Below are 15,266 nucleotides of genomic sequence, written 5' to 3'. Positions count from 1 at the left end.
TCAGACGACTCCCATCAGTTTGCGCAGGTGCTGCGCGGCTTCGGTGAACTCCGGCAGCGCCCGGGTCTCGGCCGGGTCGCGCGGGCGGGGGATGTCGATGCGCAGATCCTCGGCGATCGCGCCGGGACGGCCGCTCATCACGATGACCCGGTCGGCCAGGAAGACCGCCTCGGGGATGCTGTGGGTGACCAGCAGCACGGTCTGGCGAAGGTCCTGCCACAGCCGCAGCAGCTCGACGTTGAGACGGTCGCGGGTGAGGGCGTCGAGCGCGCCGAACGGCTCGTCCAACAGCACGGTCTTCGGGCGGCAGATCAGCGTCTGGCCGAGCGCGGCCCGCTGCCGCATGCCGCCCGACAGTTCGTGCGGGTGCTTGCGGGCGAAGCTCTCCAGGCCCAGTGTCTCCAGCATCGGCCCGACCCGGGCGGCGATGTCCGCCTTCGGCACGCCGCGCAGCCGCGCGCCCAGGGTCAGGTTGCCCTCGACCGTGAGCCACGGCAGCAGGTTGCTGGTCTGGAACACCACCCCGAGCTCCTTGGGCGTGTCCACCTCGACGGAGCCGCCCGGGTCGGCCTCCATGAGGTCGGCCACGATCCGCAGCAGCGTGCTCTTGCCGCAACCGCTCGGACCGAGGATCGCCACGAACTCGCCCGCGGGGACGGTCAGGTCAACCCCCTCCAGGGCTCGCATCCCGCCGGGGAACGTCTTGGAGACGCCCTTCAGCGTGATCGCGGCCGCGGCGGGCGCCGCCCCCTGCGCGGGGGCGGCGGTCGCGGGAATCGTCACTTCGTCGCTCCGACCCAGCCGTTCTGGGTGATGTCGAAGATGACGCCGTCGGGGTCGCGGTACTTGGCCTCGTAGTACAGCGAGTCCTTCTCCAGCGGCAGATCCATGAAGTACTCGCCGCCGTTGTCCTTGATCGTGGCGCCCTGCCGGTCGAGGTCGTCGCACCAGAAGCCGAAGTGGTGGATTCCCACGTAGTCCTTGCCGCGCTCAAGCCCGGCGGCCTCGTCGGTCTTGTAGTTGAGCAGTGCCAGACAGACCGTGCCGTCGGACAGGTAGAGTCCCGACGCGATCGGCGACTCGGTCTTGCCGACGATCTCCATCTCGAACGTCTCGCTGTAGAACTTCGCCGAGGCCTCGACGTCCTGTACGGCCAGCGCCACGTGACGCAACTTCGCCATGGTCGTTTCCCTTTCAGATGGCTTTCGAATGGTGGGGTCAGGTGGTGGAGCGCCCGCGCCACCACACGAGGCGGCCGAGCAGTTCGATGACGCCGTAGAGCACGAAGGACAGCGCGCTGATCAGGACGAGCGCGGCGAACACCAGGTCGGTGCGGTTGCTGGAGGCGGCGAACTGGATCTGGCTGCCCAGCCCCTTCTCCGCCCCGACGAACTCGCCGACGATCGCGCCGATCACCGCGAGCGGCATCGCGACCTTGCAGCCGTCGACGACCGCCGGCAGCGCGTACGGCACGCGCAGCTGGGTGAAGGTGGCCCAGCGGGAGGCCCGCAGCGCCCGGAAGTGTTCCTCCAGGTGCAGCGGCGTGCCGGCCAGGCCGCCGAGGGTGGCGATGGCCACGGGGAAGAACGCGAACAGGAAGGCCATCAGCGCCTTCGAGCCCAGCCCGTAGCCGAACCACACGACGAACAGCGGGGCGAGCGCCACTTTGGGCAGTCCCTGCAGCCCGACCAGCAGCGGGTAGAGCGTGCGCCGCAGCGCCGGCGAACCGTAGATCAGCACCGCCAGCGCGACGCCTCCGACCGCCGCGGTGAGGAAACCGATGAGCACCTCGCCGGTGGTGATCCAGAGATACTCCAGCATCGTCTCCCGCGACTCCCAGCCCGCCGCCGCCACCTCGCTCAGTCGCGGCAGCAGGTAGGACTTGAGCCCGAGCAGTCCCGGCAGCCACTCCCACAGCGCCAGCAGCACCGCGGCCAGCAGAGCCGGTTCGGCGATCCGCCTCACGCCTTTTCCTGGTAGAGGCCGGGCGCCGGCACCCGGAACTTCTCGAAGCGCCACTGGTCGTAGGCGTCGAGGTTGTCCTCCCACACCGACGGCTCGTACGGGTGGTCGGCGTCGATCCGCACCATGTCGGCGTAGAACTCCACGAAGTTGCCGTCGGGGTCGCGGAAGACCAGGAAGAGGTTCTCGCCGGGGCCGTGCTTGCCGATTCCGCGGACGATCTCGACGCCCTTCTCCTCCAGGAAGTCGGCGATCCCCTCGATCTCGGCCAGGCTGCCGACCTCGTAGGAGAAGTGCTCCAGCCCTGCGCGCTCGCCGACCTCGCGGGGCGGCAGCGCGGCGGTCTCGGGCGGGAGCTGGGCCAGGCCCAGGTCGTGGTGGTCGGTTCCGGCACGCAGGAAGCACATCTGGTCGCCGATCCAGTCCGAGACGGTCAGACCGACGATCTCGGTGTAGAACCTGGCGGACGCCTGGATGTCGCGCACCTGCAGGACCAGGTGGCCGAGCTTGCGGGGACGAGGCTTGGGCATGGGTACCGCCTCACTTCAGGTAGTCGTTGGTGTAGACGTCGGTGGCCGGGACGTCGACCTTGAAGGCGGTCCCGATGATCTCGGCGGTGGACTTCATCCGGGCCTCGTCGAAGAGCCCCTTGCCGTCGCCGATGAGCGTGTTCATGTCGCCGACCTGGCTGGCGAGCACCTCGCGGTTCATCTCCGGATACTTCTTCGCGATGATTCCGACGACCTCGTCCGGGTTGGCCTTCATGTAGGCGTAGCCCTTGTAGGTCGCCCGCAGGAACTTCCTGACCTGCTCGGGATCCTTCTGAAGACGGTCGGCGGAGGTGACGATGCCGTTGCCGTACATGTCGAGGTTGTGATCGCGGTAGTCGAGCCACTTGATCTGCTTGCCGGCCTTCTTGGCCAGGTCGAGCACGGTGGCCCGGTTGCTGCCGGCCCAGCAGTCCGACAGGTCGATCTTGCCCTGGACCAGGGCGGAGTCGATGACCGCCGGATCCATCTTGATGATCTTGATGTGGTCGGCGGGCAGGCCGTTGCGCGCCAGCCAGACCGGCAGCAGGCTCTGGATCGGCGAGGTCGAGCCGCCGCCCAGCACCAGGCCCTTCAGGCCGGCCAGGTCGTCGACGGTCCGCTTGCCCGCGTCGTAGCAGAGCCCGCCGGGCCAGACGGTGTTGAGCGCGCCGACCATGACCGTGCCGCCCTTCTTGGCGCGGTTCAGGATGACGCTGATCGGGTCGGCGTAGCCGTAGTCGAACTGGCCCTGGTCGATCTCGTTGACCGTACGCGTGCCGCCGTACCCCCGGACGGGCTCCACGCTCAGGCCTTCCTCCTTGTAGTACCCCTGGTCGATCGCGGCGAAGACGCCGCCCAGGCTGCCCTGCGGGAACCAGGCGAGGTTGAAGGTCACCTTCGTCAGGTCCCCGCCCGCCTCCGCCTCTGTCGCGCCGCACGCGGCCAGCAACGGCAGGACGAGGAGCGCTGCCGCGCGCCGGGCAATGTCCATCTGGACTCCTTTGGGGGGTTTGCCGGTGCGGGGCTAGCGCACCGGGTTCTCCAGAACGCCGATGACGTCGATCTCGGCGCGCATGACATCGCCACGCGCGAGGTAGACGCCACGGCCCATGCCGACCCCGTCGGGTGTGCCGGTGGCCAGCACGTCGCCGGGGCGGAGTGTGAGGATGCTCGACAGGTAGGCGATCTGCTCCGCCAGCGTGAAGATCATCTCGTTGGTCTTGCCGTCCTGCATGACCTCGCCGTTGACCGCCAGGCGGAGCCCGACCTGCTGCGGGTCGGGCACGAACCGGGCGGGCACCACCCAGGGACCGAACGGCGCGAACGTGTCGAAGCACTTCCCCCTGAACCAGTCGAAGGCGAAGGGGAAGTCGGTGCGCATGTTGAGGTCGCGGGCGGAGACGTCGTTGAGGATCGAGTAACCCGCCACGTGGTCGAGCGCCCGCTCGACGGGGATGTCCCGGCCGCCGACGCCGATCACGGCGGCCAGCTCGACCTCCCAGTCCACCTGCTCCGACGTCGCGGGGATCACCACGCTCTCGCCGGGTCCGATCACCGAGGAGTCGGCCTTCATGAACACGAACGGCTGGCTGTCCGCCTTGGCCGCGAGCACCGTGCCCATCTCGTCGGCGTGGTCCACGAAGTTCGAGGCCGCGGCGAAGATCCGGGCAGGGCGGTAGGGCTCGACGACATGGGCGCTCACGTCGGCCAGCCCGTCGAGTTCCCTGGCCTGTTCGGCCAGGGCGCAGATGTCCTCCTCGTGCTCGGGCCAGGCCGACATCAGCTCGGCGACGGTCGGCACCGGCCCGGAGCGGTCGAGCGCGGTCATGATCGCGCCCAGGTCGTGCACACGGTCGGGGGCCAGCGCCAGGGCCGGTCTGGTCTCGTCGGCGGCCCGATAAGTGGCGAGGGCGAACCAGCTCACGCCACACCTCCTTCGGATGTGTGCTTTCGTTAACGAGATGTATACACATCGGGAGATGGGCATGCAATAGTTCTGATGTGAGCACATGTTGAGAGACGGTCGGGTGCCCGGCCGAAGCACCCGGCCCCCGGCGGCCCTCGCCGGTCACGTCATGGGGACGAACCCGCCGCCCGACCCGTGCGGGCCGGTATCGGATGCCGGCCCAGGGCACGCGGTTCGAGGGGCGGCCCGTGGTCCCGCCACAGGCCGGGACCGGTGTCCACGCCGCGTGCTCGGGCGGCGTCAGGGCGGCGGGCCGTGTCGCATCAACGACATGGCAGACAAACGGCAGGCCTGAACGCTGGCGGGCAGGGCCTGTCGGCGCTCACTCTCGTGATCACGGTTTGTTGACGCGAGAGGTTTGCCCCCCATGCACTGGTCCGCACATGTGGCGGCGGTGGGAGTGTCCGCCGCCGCCCTCCTGAGCTCTCCGTACCCGGCAACGACGCAACCCGCCGCTTTCGACGTCCACCGCGTCACCCTGATCACCGGTGACGTGGTGACCGTCAGGGAAGCGGGGCAGGGCAGACACGCGGTGGAGGTGAAGCCGGGCCCCGGCCGAGACCGGATGGGCTTCCACACCACCGAGGAGAACGGCGAGCTGCGGGTCCTGCCGGCTGACATGGTGCCCTACCTGGCGGCCAAGCGGCTGGACCCGAGCCTGTTCTCCGTGACCGACCTGATCGAGCAGGGCTACGACGACGCGGCGGCGGACAGGCTGCCACTGCTGTTCGTCTACGACGCCATGACCACCAGGACCGCGACTCCGCTGGAGAGCGTCAACGGGCGGGCCGTCTCCGCGGACAAGCGCACGATCGGCCAGCTGTGGAAGTCTCTGGCCGAGGAGCGGGCGAGCCTGGCCCAGGGCGTGACGAAGATCTGGCTCGACGCCAAGGTCAAGGTCTCGCTCGACCACAGTGTGCCGCAGGTGGGAGCGCCTGAGGCGTGGCAGGCCGGGTTCGACGGCAAGGGCGTCAAGGTCGCCGTCCTCGACACCGGGGTCGACGCGACCCACCGGGATCTCGCGGGCCGGGTGAAGCAGACCAGGGTGTTCACCGGCGACCCGAACGTGAACGACGCCCACGGGCACGGCACCCACGTGGCCGCCACCATCGCGGGCGGGGTCGGCAAGAAGGGCGTCGCCCCCGGCGCGGAGCTGATCATCGGCAAGGTGCTCGGCGACGACGGGTCCGGCACCCTGTCCGGCGTCATCGAAGGCATGGAATGGGCCGCCGCCGAGGGGGCGTCGGTGATCAACATGAGCCTCGGCGGTGACGTCACCGACGGCACCGACCCGCTCAGCGTCGCCGTCGACAATCTCACCGAGCGGACCGGTGCGCTCTTCGTGGTCGCGGCGGGCAACGACGGCGCGGCCTACTCCGTGGGCAGCCCGGGAGCGGCCACCTCCGCGCTGACCGTCGGCGCCGTCGACGGCAAGGACGTCATCGCGGACTTCTCCAGCAGGGGTCCGCGCCTGGACGACGCGCCCAAGCCGGACCTCACGGCGCCGGGCGTGGGCATCGTCGCGGCCAGGGCGGCGGGCACCGGCATGGGCCAGCCCGTCGACGAGCACTACACGGCCGCGTCGGGCACCTCCATGGCCACTCCGCACGTGGCGGGGGCCGCCGCGATCCTCAAACAGCGCCATCCGGAGTGGAAGGCGGGGCAGATCAAGGACGCCCTGATGGACTCGGCCACGACGGTGGCCGGCCAGCAGGTCGACGACGCGGGCGCGGGCAGGCTCGACGTGGCGCGTGCCCTGCGGCAGGGCGTGACGGCCACCGGCGTGGTCAACCTCGGCAAACACCAGAAGGGTGAGGGGACGGGCACGGCCGAGGGCACGATCGTCTACACCAACGGCACGGCGGCGCCGGTCACGCTGGAGCTCTCCAGCACCCTCAAGGACGCCGTGCTCAGCGCGCGGAGCGTCACCGTCGCGGCCGGCGGCACCGCCGAGGTCCAGGTCCGCGTGGACCTGGCCACGCTGCCCTTCGGCAGATACGGCGGGCACGTCACCGCGACCGCGGGAGCCGAGACCGTGCACACCACGCTGGCGCTCACCTGGAAGGGACCCCAGCACAGCGTCCGCTTCACCGCCGTGGACGCGGCGGGCAAGCCCACCAGCACCGACACCCTGTCGATGTTCGGCGCGTCGCAGCAGGACGACGTCTTCACCTGGGTGCCCGAGCAGGGCCTGACCGTGGAGGTCTCCGAGGGCACCTACATGACGCAGGCGATCAACCTGGCGACCGGGTGGGGCCGCATGCACCCGCGCGACGGGCTCGTCGTCATTCCGGAGCTCAAGGTCGACCGCGACCTGGAGGTGCTCCTCGACTATCGCAGAACCAGCCCCGTCACCGTCAAGGTGAGCGAGCCGGCGGAGCAGGTGGGGATCTTCACCTACTTCACCCACCGCGCCTTCGGCTCGCGCGAGATCTCCCAGGGCGTCATGAACTTCGACGTCGTCGAGGGGCTCAACGTCTCACCGACCCGGCCGGTCGGCGAGGGCACGTTCGAGTTCGCCTCCCGCTGGCAGCTGACCGCTCCGAAGATCTCCGCACGGGTGGCGGGTTCCCCGTACCCGATGGGCTTCCTGGGCGGCTCGCCCGGCGTGGAGGGCCGTCACCTGTGGCGGCTCGTGCAGGGGACGGGCGGCGCCCGGGGCAAGGTCGCCGTGCTGGACGACCCGTCAGTGGGGTGGGGAGACGCCGCCGAGGCGGCGGTGGCGGCGGGAGCGGTCGCCGCGATCATCGTGATGACTCCCGACGACGCGCTCGGGCGCGGCTGGAACCCGGGCAGGGTGTCGCTGCCCATCCCGGTCATGCTGATCGCCAACGATCACGGACAGCGGCTGCTCGAACAGGTCAGGAAGGGCCACACCCTGCTGGACATCAGCGGGACGACGGCGTCGCCGTACCTCTACGACGTCATGCAGGTCTCCGGCGGGCACGTGCCGGACAAGATCGTGCACGAGGTGAGCAACCGCAACACCGCGCGCGTGGACACCGAATACCATCACACGGGCGGGTTCGGCTGGGCCAAGGAGCAGCGGTTCGGCTGGCGGCCCTGGCAGGCCTACTCCCTGGGCAACCAGATGGAGACGCAGCGGATCGTGAGGACGCCGTCGCGCCGGGCCGAGCACGTCAGCGCGAACGGCTCCTTCTGGCAGCACATCGTCAACCACCAGTTCACCTGGGACGACATGAACCGGCTGCGGGACGGACTGACCGAGCCGCCCCGCGCCTACCAGCCCGGTCAGCGGATCGGCGAGAGCTGGCACGCGCCCGTCGTACGGCCCGCCATCCCCGACTGGCTGACTCCCTCCACCCGCACCGGCGACACCCTGGAGATCCGCGTCCCCGAGTTCGTCGACGCCTCCGGCCACGCCTCCCGCGCGGGGGTCGACAACGACGGCGTCTCGGCGAGACTCCTGAGGAACGGCGAGCTCGTGGAGGAACGCGAGGACGCCTGGGGCGCCTTCCCCGCCGTGCCGCAGGAGGCCGAGTACCGCCTTGAGCTGTCCACCAAGCGGACCTCCGAGCAGTGGACGCGGGCGATCGCGACCGAGACGTCCTGGACGTTCAGGTCGAAGCGGGGCCAGCAGGTGCTGCCGCTGCTGCAGGTCGACTACGACGTGCGGCCCGGCCTGCTCGGCTTCGCCGTACGGCACCAGAAGGGCGTGAGCGGACTGACCGTCAAGGACCTGCGGCTGGAGCTGTCCTACGACGACGGCGCGACCTGGCGCAGGCAGCCGGTTCTCCCCCTCGGCCACGGTCGCTACAGCGCGGTCGTCCTCCGCCCGCGTCCGTCGCTTCGCGTCACCGCCGCCGACTCCGGCGGCAACCAGATAAGGCAGACGGTGATCAGGGCGTACTGACCGTCACAACCAGTTCTCACGGGCGGCGTGCCAGGCCAGCTGCATTCTGGTCTGGGCGCCCGCCTGCTCCATCAGGTGGGTGATCCGGCGCTGGACGGTTCGCTGCGACACCTTCAGCTGCGTGGCGATCGACTTGTCGGAGACGCCCGCCACCAGCAGCGACAGCAGGTAGAGGTGGTCGGAGTCGAGCGGGCTTTCCGACCTGGTGAGACTGACGGGGGTGGCCCGCTCCCAGAGGCTCTCGAACAGCGCCCCGAGCGCGTCCAGCAGGCTGCTCGGCCTGATCAGCGCCGCGGTGAGCTGGGTCAGCCCGCCGGTGTGCTGGATCAGCGGGAGCACGCCCAGCTCGCCGTCCGCGATGATCATCCGTACCGGCAGGGTGGGCAGGGCGCGTGCCCGCTCACCCAGCCTGATTCCCTCGGCGAGGTTGACCAGCATGCCCGGTTCCTCAAGCAGGACGCTTTCGTACAGGACGCGATAGCCGACCCCGCGTCGCAGCGCGGCCAGCTCCTCGGTGTTCTCCTGCGAGGTCATCGCCACGTGCCCGGCCCGGCAGAGGCTGACGACCTCGTGGCGGGCGTTGTCCTGCAGCAGGCGCAACTGCTCGCGCAGCGCCGTCCTGCTGGTGATCACCTCGATCAGCTGGGCGGCCTCGCGGCGTCGCGCATGGACCAGGTACTCCCCGGTGAGCTGCTCCACGGCCTGCCTGGCCCGGTCCACCTCCTCCTGCCGCCTGTGCAGCCGGGCCGCGAGCGCCACGTCGGGCGCGACAGCGGTGAACCTGTCGGACTCTCCCGGTACGGCCCGCGCCAGCCCCTTGGCGAGCAGGGAGCCGAGCGTCCGCCGTGCCGCCTCACTCTCGACGCCGAGCTCTTCCGCCAGCTCGGCGGGCTCGACTCCGGCGGTTCTGACCAGCAGCCGGTAGGCGGCCTCCTCCTCGGCGCTCAGCCCCGCGGCGCTCAGCACGTCATTCGGGAGACCCGGTCGAGGATCTCCGCCGTGACCGGGGCCGGGACGGCGAACACGCGCATGGGGACGTCCGTTCCGGCGATCCAGACGGGAAGCACACCCGGGCCCACGTCAGCCCATTTCACACCGACACGTAGCACTTTGAGGTCATCTAGCCGAAATGCGCGGTTCACCGGGCCATTGTAGGGAGACCGGACGCCGATCCAGCCCGCCGACTGCTCGCAGGGAGCGCGCTGGCCCTCGTCGTCCCGGCGGCGGCGTTCGCGGTCTCCGTGCTGACGGGGACGGAGACGTCCGCCTACGCCGTGAGCAAGAACGCCGACGGCACGGTCGAAGTGCGGATCCACGAGTTCAAGGACGCCGACCGGCTGGAGCGGGACCTGGACGCGGCGGGCGTCAGGGCCGACATCAGCTACCTCCCGCCCGGCAAGGAGTGCAGGACGGGCAGGGGAAAGACGGTCGGCCGGGTGACGGCCATGGGGCCGGACTCCACCGCGGTCGCCCGTATGGTCGACGGCGGGCTGGAGATCGACCCCCGGCGCATCGGCGAAGACCAGACACTGGTGCTGGAGTTCGCCGGAAACGAGGAGGAGACCCCCGAGACGGAGAAGCGGGAAATGCTGTGGCGGCTGACGGCGCACATGATCACCGGCCAGGTCGGGCCGTGCGTCGCGATCGAAGACCCGACGTGGAAAGGCGGCAGCGGAAGCTGACGTGAGCCGACCGTGATCTCGAACCTGGCGGGAACCACCGCCCGCCAGGAACACGGCGGCACGCGCTCACCCTGGGCCGGGAACGAGGTCCTGACCGTGGAAGGGGCGCTCGGCGGTCACGAGTACCTGACCTTCGTCAACCGGCTCCTCGGAGTTTTCGATGATCCATCTCAGGATCTCCAGGCTCATCGGGCTGCCCTCCTGACGCTGGTTACGGTCCGTCACCCTGCGGATGAGCTCGTCGGCGTCGACCTTGAAGTGCAGGAGCCGCCAAGAGCCCCCGTGCCGTTCGACCACGCCCTTGTAGTGGTCGCGGTCGCCGCGCCGGCCGAGTCCGTGGTCCAGTACGACCGAGTGGCCCGATCCGATGAGCTGGATCAGCCTTTCCTGGATTTCCTTGAGGACGGGGCGCTGCCGTTCAAGGTGGTCGTGGGCGGGGTAGTCCACACCGAAGCGCCCGTGGCGGGCCATGACTTCTTCGTCGACGGACAGGCGTACGACGCCGCGTCGCGCAAGCTGCTTGGCGTATGTGGTCTTGCCGGAGCCGGGGTGACCCGTGAGGAGATACACGAGGGGCTTGGACGCTGTCACGCTGCGACACGTTAAGGGCCCTTCGGTGGAAGGGCAACGACAGTGGCGGCGGTCCGAGACCGACCGCTACGCAGGACGAGAAGGCTCAGTGTGCGAACACCCCGATCGAAGCCGATCACGGTCACCCGAAGCGCAGGCCAGGACCGATGCGCGGCCTGCGAACCGACCGGACCGCGAAGTCGTGATCGCCGGCCGCGCCCTCGTCCGGAACCTGCGCCGCGCCTGCTCCGGCGGACCCGCGCCCTCCTCGCCGTACCGCGCGTCGTGCTCCGCCACCGGATCCGTCACCGGATCAGCCATGCCGGCCGACCCCGGTGATGAGTTGTCGCGCCCGCACCCGTCATACCTACGACGGGACACGACGAGGCGGAAGGATGACGCGATGAGTGCGGACACGCGGCTGGAGGAGCTGGGCGTGAGCGGTCTGGGCGGGAGCGGTCTGGGCGGGAGCGGTCTGGGCGAGGTCGACGAGCCGGCGTTCTCGGGGCTGGCGGAGCGGCACCGGCGGGAGCTGCACGTGCACTGCTACCGGATGCTCGGATCGTTCGAGGACGCCGAGGACACCGTGCAGGAGACGTTCCTCCGTGCCTGGCGGCGGCGGGAGACCTTCGAGGGGCGGTCGACGTTCCGGGCCTGGCTGTACCGGATCGCCACCAACGCCTGCCTGGACCTGCTCGCCAAGTGCCGCCCGGAGCCTGCGACCGGCGGCGAGGTGCTGTGGCTGCAGCCCTACCCGGACCGGCTGCTCGACGAGCTGCCCGCGGGCGACGCGGACGAGCCGGAGACCGTCGCCGTCGCGCGGGAGACGATCGAGCTGGCGTACCTGGTCGCGGTCCAGCACCTCGCGCCGCGCCCGCGGGCCGTGCTGATCCTGCGGGACGTGCTCGGCTGGCCGGCGAAGGACGTCGCGGAGCTCCTCGGGGACTCCGTCAACTCCGTGAACAGCGCGCTGCAGCGGGCCCGCGCCGGCATGCGGGAGCACCTGCCCGCCGAGCGGCAGGACTGGACCGGCGGCCAGGAGGACGCCGGGACGCGAGAGGTGGTGCGCCGCTTCACCGACGCCAGCGTGGCCACGGACATCGACGGGCTCGCCGCACTGCTGCGGGACGACGTCCGCTGCTCGATGCCGCCCACGCCGGGCCTGTACGTCGGCCGCGACACGGTGGTGAACGACTGGGTCGAGAGCGGCTTCAAGGACCTGAAGCGCCTGCGCGCCGTCCCCACCTCCGTGAACCGGCAACCCGCCGTCGCCTTCTACCTCTGGCGGCAGCGGGAGGGCGCGTACCTGCCGCTGACGATCGACGTCCTGCGCGTCACCGGCGGGGCGATCACCGAGATCGTCATATTCCACGACGACCGGTTCCCGCGGCTCGGCCTGCCGGAGCGCCTGCCGGCGGACGGCACGGAGTAGTCCCGGTGCGGACGCTCGCGCTGCGCGGCGGCGCGCGTGTGTCGACACACCCCTACGCCGGTCACCGAACGATGGAGGATGACATGAACAGCACGAATGACACCGGGGTCGTCGCAGGCCCGGCGTCGGGCCGGACAAGCCACACCCGCCGACTCCGCGGGCTCGCCGGCACCGGCTTCGTCGCCACGCTCGCAGCGATGGCGGCCACCACCCTCGCCGCCGCGCTCGCCCAGGCCGTCGGCGTCGACTTCGAGGTCCCCGATGGCGGCGAGACGATCCCGTTGCCCGGGTTCGCCGTGGTGACCGGCTTCTTCTCGGTCGTGGGCATCGTCATCGCCGCCGCTCTTCTTCGCTGGAGCGCCCGCCCCGCCGAGCGATTCGTGTGGACGGCGGTGTCGCTGACCGCGATCTCGCTGGTTCCGCCCCTCCTCTGCGGGGCGAACACCGCCACCGTCACCGCCCTCCTCGGGCTGCACCTCGTCCCCGCGACGGTGATGATCCCCGCCCTGGCGCGGAGCCTCCGCGCCCGGACCGGCTCCTACGGCGAGGTGAGCGGTTCGGCCTGGTAGGCCCGGTGCAGCACCTCGACGAAGGACGACGCTTCAGGCAGGGACACGGAGCCGATCCGACGCACCGCCACTCCCGGCGTCCATGAGTTCATGACGGCGGCTCCCGCCAACGTCGGCAGGTCCGCGTGCGTGACCTCCTGGACGCGTTGGGGCACACCGAGGCGGTCCAACTGCCGACGGACGACACCCATCGTGATGCCGCCCAGCATCTCAGCCTCGGGCCACACCACCGTGGCGCCGTCCCAGAAGGCCAGATTCCAGATCGACCCCTCACTGAGCCGCCCCCGGCGGTCGACGAAGGCGGCGTCGTCGAAGCCCTGCCGAACGGCCTGGCGGAGAAAATACGTCTTGGCCACCTCGCCGACATGCTTCACGGTCGGGAGGAACCGTTCGTACTCGACCACCGCCAGCGTGAGCGGGCCCCGCGGGCCGGACGCGGCCGGTCCGGTACGCACCAGCAGTTCGAGTTCCGGATGAGCCCCTTCCACCGTGAACTCGCCCCCTGAGGAGTACACCGTGGCCGTCAACGAAAGGTCGGCCGGACCGGCCTGCAGCGCCGCCCGCAGACAGGCCCGCACCCGATCGTCGGGCAGTGCCTGACCGAACAGCTCCTCGGAGGCGAATCGCAACCGCTCCAGGTGGAGGTCGAGACCCCGGACCTGACCTCCACGCGCCTGCATGGCGGTGAAGTGGGCATAGCCCGCGAAGGCGAGCGGCGCCAACTCCTCGGCGCTCGCCGCGTGGCCGTTACGTTGAGCAACAAAAGAGGACATACATGGCTCCAGCAGTGCGAAATTAATGATCTGCGGACAAACCACATGGAATGTCCGGCCATGGGGCGACGTTAGGGCCTCACATCAATGGAAAGGTCAACTACGGGCGGGCGGGTCGAATGCTGATCGGAGAGTTGTCCCGGCGTACCGGGGTCAGCCCGCGGTTGCTGCGCTACTACGAGGCGCAAGGGTTGCTCGACACCAGACGTGGGCGGAACGGCTACCGTTACTACGACGAGGACTCCGTGGTCACGGTGCGGCAGGTCCGCGCCTTGCTGAAGGCCGGTCTGTCCACCGAGGTGATCCGCTCCGTGCTGCCGTGCGCACGGGGCGAGCGCCCGGACTTCGACTGGTGCGCGGACCTGTGGGACATCCTGAACGGGGAACTGGCGGCCATGGACGAGCGCATCGACAGCCTCCAACGTAGCCGCGGCGCCCTCGCCGACTACCTGGCGCAGCCCTGATCCGTCACCTGGCCTTCGAGTGGGTGGAGCCCGGGAGACTCGAACTCCTGACATCCGGCTTGCGAACCGGTCCGATCTTCGGCCGTAGGGGGTCCGAGCCGGGCGGCCTTCCCGGGAGTGACCGTGACCGACCGCCGTCGACCCCTTAACGGCCCGGCGAGCCGGGAGGGTCCTGTGGGGTCGTTGTCCGCCCCCGGCGTGCGAAGACGCGACCGCCCCACCGCACCCCCCGGAAGAGAAGCCGGACCACCCCGAAGAGAAAAGCGACCTCGAACAACAGGGAGCACATGAGCAGAACTTCACCGAGCGACTCCCGACCGCCCTCGTGCGCCCATTCGACGAGCACAGACGAGGCCACCGCGCCCAACAGGTATCCGAGCATCGCCAAAGCCTCGTTGTAGCCGGTTCGCATGAGTTGATCTTAGGCCGACGCCAATGCCCGAAGCCCTACGTGTCCGGCCGAGGGCCACACCATGAGCGGCTCCACCAGAGGCCCGACGGCCGGCGTCCACGAGCCTCTTGTCAGGACCGTCCCAGCCATGCACGAGGGTTCGGAACCCGATCCTGACCGGTGCTGGACGGATGTGAACATGAGCCGTCGTGCGCCCATGTCGCAGCGCTCGTCGTAGTACGCGTCCCTGAGAGCCTTTCCCGCCCCTGGGAGACACCCGCCGCGGGCGGCATGACCTCGATGATGCGCGCCGTTGCGACGGGCGGCCGCAGCTCATGCATGGTGATCACGTCATCCGGCCTGAGGTGCCGCCAGTTCCCAGGAGTCAGGGGAATGAGCCTCACCGGCGCGCACTCGCCTGGTTCCAGCGGATCACGGCCCTCGACCCAGAGGAAGGCGACGCCGAGCAGGGGATCCCCCTCGGGCGTACGGTGGCCGATGTCCCACATGGGCCGGAGCGACCCGCCGGGAGGTATCGGCACCGCTCGGCCTCCCTCCTCGGCACGCATCAGGCAGAGCTCGGCCCGGAGAGCGCCGTTGCGGGCCTGACCGCGCCGCCATTCGTACCAGGCGGCGTCATCCCGGAGCCATAGCAAGCGGGCCGCGTCGGCCAGCAGGCTCCAGAACTCGGGCAGTTGTGGACGAGCGTCGCCGAGATCCTCGAGAAGGATGAGGGCTGTCTCCCAGTCGTCGTCTTCCAGGCACTCCATGACATGGAGAGCGCCGGCGGCGACCTCGTCGGCGTGAGTGCCTGCGAGACAGAGCCGGACAGCCCTGCGAAGCGGAGAGTCCTGAGAGTCCACGGCCCGATTGTGGCAAGCTCTCAAACCCGGAATCCACGGATCGAAAGATCGGCTTCAGGCTGTTCCGGACGGTTCAACGCGGATCAGAGGGCATACGCGGCCCATCCTGAACAGCTCCGAACGATCCTGCTCCGCGACGGGAAGCGCCACCGCTCGGCAGGTCGATCACTCCTCTCCCTTGGAGTCCGTA

General features: G+C 69.9%; 15 protein-coding genes. 5 read left to right on the top strand and 10 right to left on the bottom strand.

The annotated features are described in order from the left end of the window. The 6 genes from PKF00_RS02370 to PKF00_RS02345 are packed head-to-tail and all read right to left on the bottom strand — an operon-like array spanning nt 1 to nt 4,416. Nucleotides 1-783 carry an ABC transporter ATP-binding protein gene (locus PKF00_RS02370; RefSeq protein WP_271215645.1) on the bottom strand — a complete coding sequence of 261 codons (783 nt, stop codon included), beginning with the start codon at nt 781-783 and terminating at the stop codon, nt 1-3. After that, a complete protein-coding gene (locus PKF00_RS02365; protein ID WP_271215644.1) occupies nt 780-1,181 on the bottom strand; it encodes a VOC family protein in 402 nt (133 codons plus the stop codon). Before PKF00_RS02365 ends, PKF00_RS02370 begins: the two co-directional genes overlap by 4 nt. Nucleotides 1,182-1,218: 37 nt before the next feature. Beyond that, entirely contained in the window at nt 1,219-1,965 is a 747-nt protein-coding gene (locus PKF00_RS02360; protein ID WP_271215643.1) for an ABC transporter permease, read from the bottom strand. Next, nucleotides 1,962-2,492, bottom strand: a complete 531-nt coding sequence (locus PKF00_RS02355) for a VOC family protein (RefSeq protein ID WP_271215642.1) — start codon at nt 2,490-2,492, stop codon at nt 1,962-1,964. The genes PKF00_RS02360 and PKF00_RS02355 overlap by 4 nt, the downstream gene beginning before the upstream one ends. Before the next feature lie 10 nt (nt 2,493-2,502). Next, nucleotides 2,503-3,483: an ABC transporter substrate-binding protein gene (locus PKF00_RS02350; RefSeq protein ID WP_271215641.1), complete on the bottom strand. Its 981-nt coding sequence runs from the start codon at nt 3,481-3,483 to the stop codon at nt 2,503-2,505. Between the two features lie 33 nt (nt 3,484-3,516). Then, nucleotides 3,517-4,416 (bottom strand): fumarylacetoacetate hydrolase family protein, encoded by a 900-nt coding sequence (locus PKF00_RS02345; protein ID WP_271215640.1) that lies wholly within the window; start codon nt 4,414-4,416, stop codon nt 3,517-3,519. Between the two features lie 409 nt (nt 4,417-4,825). Between PKF00_RS02345 and PKF00_RS02340 the strand changes: the two genes are divergently transcribed. Further along, the gene (locus PKF00_RS02340; RefSeq protein WP_271215639.1) at nt 4,826-8,332 is read left to right on the top strand and encodes a S8 family peptidase; all 3,507 of its coding nucleotides are present in this window, start codon (nt 4,826-4,828) and stop codon (nt 8,330-8,332) included. A 3-nt stretch (nt 8,333-8,335) separates the two neighbouring features. Here PKF00_RS02340 and PKF00_RS02335 read toward each other — a convergent pair whose 3' ends face one another. Beyond that, nucleotides 8,336-9,298: a helix-turn-helix domain-containing protein gene (locus tag PKF00_RS02335; RefSeq protein WP_271215638.1), complete on the bottom strand. Its 963-nt coding sequence runs from the start codon at nt 9,296-9,298 to the stop codon at nt 8,336-8,338. Between the two features lie 275 nt (nt 9,299-9,573). Here PKF00_RS02335 and PKF00_RS02330 point away from each other — a divergent pair, with 275 nt between their 5' ends. Next, on the top strand, nt 9,574-10,014 hold the full coding sequence (locus PKF00_RS02330; protein WP_271215637.1) for a hypothetical protein: 441 nt from the start codon (nt 9,574-9,576) through the stop codon (nt 10,012-10,014). A gap of 66 nt (nt 10,015-10,080) precedes the next feature. On the opposite strand, the gene PKF00_RS02325 is transcribed toward PKF00_RS02330, so the two are convergent. Then, entirely contained in the window at nt 10,081-10,605 is a 525-nt protein-coding gene (locus tag PKF00_RS02325) for a P-loop nucleotide/nucleoside kinase family protein (RefSeq protein ID WP_271215636.1), read from the bottom strand. A 382-nt stretch (nt 10,606-10,987) separates the two neighbouring features. On the opposite strand from PKF00_RS02325, the gene PKF00_RS02320 reads away from it, so the two are divergent. Together PKF00_RS02320 and PKF00_RS02315 are read left to right on the top strand one after the other, a co-directional pair. Continuing rightward, a complete protein-coding gene (locus tag PKF00_RS02320; RefSeq protein WP_271215635.1) occupies nt 10,988-12,016 on the top strand; it encodes an RNA polymerase subunit sigma-70 in 1,029 nt (342 codons plus the stop codon). Between the two features lie 83 nt (nt 12,017-12,099). Continuing rightward, entirely contained in the window at nt 12,100-12,585 is a 486-nt protein-coding gene (locus PKF00_RS02315) for a DUF6069 family protein (RefSeq protein ID WP_271215634.1), read from the top strand. Here the strand turns inward: PKF00_RS02315 and PKF00_RS02310 are convergent. Beyond that, on the bottom strand, nt 12,555-13,358 hold the full coding sequence (locus tag PKF00_RS02310; RefSeq protein WP_271215633.1) for an aminotransferase class IV family protein: 804 nt from the start codon (nt 13,356-13,358) through the stop codon (nt 12,555-12,557). The genes PKF00_RS02315 and PKF00_RS02310 overlap by 31 nt on opposite strands. 119 nt (nt 13,359-13,477) lie before the next feature. On the opposite strand from PKF00_RS02310, the gene PKF00_RS02305 reads away from it, so the two are divergent. Beyond that, nucleotides 13,478-13,822: a MerR family transcriptional regulator gene (locus tag PKF00_RS02305; protein ID WP_271215632.1), complete on the top strand. Its 345-nt coding sequence runs from the start codon at nt 13,478-13,480 to the stop codon at nt 13,820-13,822. Nucleotides 13,823-14,344: 522 nt separating this feature from the next. Here PKF00_RS02305 and PKF00_RS02300 read toward each other — a convergent pair. Further along, nucleotides 14,345-15,076: a hypothetical protein gene (locus PKF00_RS02300; protein WP_271215631.1), complete on the bottom strand. Its 732-nt coding sequence runs from the start codon at nt 15,074-15,076 to the stop codon at nt 14,345-14,347. Nucleotides 15,077-15,266 lie beyond the last annotated feature (190 nt).

The sequence above is a fragment of the Streptosporangium carneum genome (assembly GCF_027922005.1).
Lineage (GTDB): Bacteria > Actinomycetota > Actinomycetes > Streptosporangiales > Streptosporangiaceae > Streptosporangium > Streptosporangium carneum.
The sequence above is the reverse complement of the archived record's forward strand: the minus strand, read 5'-3'. Positions and strand labels throughout refer to the sequence as shown.